The organism is Sphingobium jiangsuense (assembly GCF_014196495.1).
Taxonomy (GTDB): domain Bacteria; phylum Pseudomonadota; class Alphaproteobacteria; order Sphingomonadales; family Sphingomonadaceae; genus Sphingobium; species Sphingobium jiangsuense.
Map to the genome: position 1 here is coordinate 1 of NZ_JACIDT010000060.1, position 1,477 is coordinate 1,477.

Annotated in this window: 2 protein-coding genes; one reads left to right on the forward strand and one right to left on the reverse strand. The window is 58.4% G+C overall.

The window, feature by feature from the left end:
- Nucleotides 1-319: 319 nt before the first annotated feature.
- On the reverse strand, nt 320-1,084 hold the full coding sequence (locus tag GGR43_RS23300) for a S24 family peptidase (RefSeq protein WP_188074084.1): 765 nt from the start codon (nt 1,082-1,084) through the stop codon (nt 320-322).
- 77 nt (nt 1,085-1,161) lie between these two features.
- Here GGR43_RS23300 and GGR43_RS23995 point away from each other — a divergent pair, with 77 nt between their 5' ends.
- On the forward strand, nt 1,162-1,347 hold the full coding sequence (locus tag GGR43_RS23995; protein WP_425502255.1) for a carph-isopro domain-containing protein: 186 nt from the start codon (nt 1,162-1,164) through the stop codon (nt 1,345-1,347).
- Nucleotides 1,348-1,477 lie beyond the last annotated feature (130 nt).

A 1,477-nucleotide genomic window follows, 5' to 3' on the forward strand; every position in this document is an offset into this window, starting at 1 on the left:
AGCTCGTGTCTGGAAGCGCTGCCACTGGTTGCCGCAGCTGCCGATAAAATCCCCAAGTCCAAATTCACCCCTCCCCCACATCAGAAACTAAGCCCAGCCTGCGCTCAATGCCACCCCAAGCGCGACTATCCCCCGCTTCATAAGGGGCCTATATACTTAACTAGCCACGCCGCGCCACGGCGGGCTTCGTGGCTGCTAGATTGAGTTTCTAGCCGCTCCCGTGGCGCGGGACTTTGCGGAGTGGCCGAAGGGCCACCGGCGCTACCGAGGTCAACTTCCTTGCACTGGCTCACCCGGCATCCCCAGCTTCATAAGCCCCTCACCCCAGCAAATCAGCCAACGTTAACACCCGCTCGATCCTCAGAATATCTCTCGCGGCGATCCTGAACGTGATATCTGGATTGAACTGGCGCAGTTCCACATAGCTGCCCGATCTGCGGACAAGTCTCTTTATTAGGACACGCCGGGCAGACTCCCCATCATCCTCAAAGTCTGCTTCGCCGTTCACGCGCAGGTAGACGACTACATCATCATCGACGCGCGGCGGACGACGCTTCTCAACCAGTACCAGCGCGCCTTCTGCGTGGACCGGAACCATTGAAGAGCCTTGGACATAGAGGCCATAAACATCCGCGCGTCCGTCCAGGATAGTAGGCCGCCGCGCGTATTCGATAATCTCTCCGGTGTTCAGGCTCGTCTGCTCGATCGCCTCGCCATCAATATCCAGTTCACCACCAAGGCCGGTCCCGTAAATCGGCAAATCGCGGGTCATGCGAGCTGCGGACGCACCCTCGAAATGGACGGGTTGAGCATTCGCAGGAGGAATTGGAGCCGCATCGCCTCTCTTCGCCCCGGCAAGGGCGAGGATTTCCTCTTTCGCAATAGGCGGGTTTCCGCGACCAACCAGCGCTTCAGCCAGTTTTTCAGCCACTTTCTTAGCCAATGGACGAGAAAATTCCGGCTTGAAATATTCTTGCACGCTGGATTTTCCCGAATAGCCAGCGCCGTCCGCGATCTGTTCCAAGGTTAGGTCCGCGCGATCCTTGAGGGTCAAAAGAACCGCACCTGTTGATTGGTCATTCATACGTACACCTTCGCAATTTCGGGGTACGATTCCAAGCCAGTTGACAAACGTACCTTAAAAGACGTACTCAAACGTACATGGTTACTCATCGTGACAAGATCGCCGCGCGTGGAGGCATTCGCCCTCTTGCACGCGCATTGGGGCATCGGAACCACACCACCGTCCAAGGCTGGTGGGATCGAGGCCATATTCCAGAGGCCCGGCTGGCAGAGGTTGAACAGGTCGCGCCTCTGCCCACCCCCCACCGGGAGTCGGCGTCGTGATGGAGGCGCAGGATATTCGCCTCGCCTGTCTCAAGCTGGCGCATCAAAGGACCGGAACGGCCACCGAGGTCATAGCAGACGCCCAAGCGCTTGTGGATTTCGTGCTGGGCAATCCCTCGCGCGATGCCAC

Bases quoted from the DNA above. Each gene is read 5' to 3' on its own strand.
- GGR43_RS23300 (WP_188074084.1), bottom strand. From the start codon at position 1,084: ATGAATGACCAATCAACAGGTGCGGTTCTTTTGACCCTCAAGGATCGC.
- GGR43_RS23995 (WP_425502255.1), top strand. From the start codon at position 1,162: ATGGTTACTCATCGTGACAAGATCGCCGCGCGTGGAGGCATTCGCCCT.